This is a genomic window from Streptomyces sp. NPDC034037 (genome assembly GCF_055575715.1).
This window is the reverse complement of sequence record NZ_JBVISC010000024.1, coordinates 1-1,410: the sequence shown is the minus strand read 5'-3', so window position 1 is coordinate 1,410 and position 1,410 is coordinate 1. Positions and strand designations below refer to the sequence as shown.

Genomic DNA, 1,410 nt, shown 5'->3' with positions numbered 1-1,410 from the left:
CTTCGAACACCGCACCATCAACCAACTCGCCACACACACCACACCCACCACCGAAGAAAACCACTTCACCCCCATCCCACCCTTCACACTGATCAGCGAGACGGACCAGGCCGCGCTGCCAGCCGACGCCGTCGACGCCTACCCGCTCTCCCAAATCCAGACCGGCATGCTCGTCGAAATGCTGGCCGACGAGGAGAAGCGCAACTACCTCGACGTCAGCTTCTACCGGATTCCGGATCCGCAGTCGTTCGACGCCGACGCGTTCCGGCAGGCCGCGGCGGTGGTCGTTGACCGGCACGACATCCTGCGTACCTCCACTCACCTGACCGGCTACGCCCAGCCCCTCCAGATCGTGCACGCGAGTGCCGAGGTCCCAGTCCGGGTCGAGGACATCCGGCACTTGGACGAGCAGGAGCGATATGCGTTCGGCCGTCGTGTACTGGCCGAAGAGCGGGCCGCCGGGTTCGACATCACCGCAGCCCCGCTGCTGCGGGTCGGCGCTTACCTGGAGGCCGACGATGCCTGGCGGCTGTGCTTCACGCACTGCCATGCAGCCACCGAAGGGTGGAGCATGCACAGCCTCACCATGGAGTTGCTGGAGGTGTACGCCGCCCTGCGCGACGGCAAGGAACCGCCCACCCATGAGGCCCCGGTCGTCCGCTATGCCGACTTCATCGCCGCCGAACTGGACTCCCTGAACGACCCGGACGATCAGCGGTACTGGCAGGACATCACCGACACCCACGCCCCCATCACCCTGCCCGAGGCATGGGGTGACTCCGAGCAGCCGCGTGAGCCGCACCGCGCGGAGGTGCCGTACGCGGACTTGGAGGAACGACTGCGGGCGTTGGCCGGGCGGGCCGGTGCCTCACTGAAGAGCGTCTTCCTTGCAGCGCACTTGAAGGTGATGAGCGCGCTCACCACCGAGGACGCCTTCCATGTCGGGCTGGTCACCCACGGTCGTCTGGAAGCCGCAGGTGCCGAGAAGGTCCTGGGCATGCACCTCAACACCCTGCCCGTCCCCTTCCGGACCAGTGCCATGCCCGGCACCTGGCTCGAACTGGTCAAGCAGGCCTTCACCCGAGAGACGGAGGTGTGGAGTCACCGCCGCTACCCCCTGCCCGCGATCCAGCGGGGGGCCGGGTCCGAGCGGCTGATCAGCGTGGTCTTCGAGTACCTCGACTTCCACCAGATGGACAGTGACCAGGTCGACGTCCAAGCGGAGTTCCACGCCGCGCCCAACGAGTTCGCGCTCAACGTCTCGGCCATCGGCGGGTCGATCTATCTCGCCACTGGCACCGATGTGCTGACCCGTGAGTACGCCGAGCGCCTGGCCGCGATGTACCGCACCGTCCTGGAAGCCATGGCCGCAAACCCCCACGGCAGTGCCCTGACCAGTGTCCTGCCCCC

The 1,410-nt window shown here is 67.0% G+C and carries 1 protein-coding gene; it reads left to right on the top strand.

Annotation, left to right across the window (positions count from 1 at the left end; all coding sequences use genetic code 11):
- The coding region (locus ACZ516_RS33855; protein WP_469013622.1) for a condensation domain-containing protein at nt 1-1,410 on the top strand (1,410 nt) is incomplete at both ends.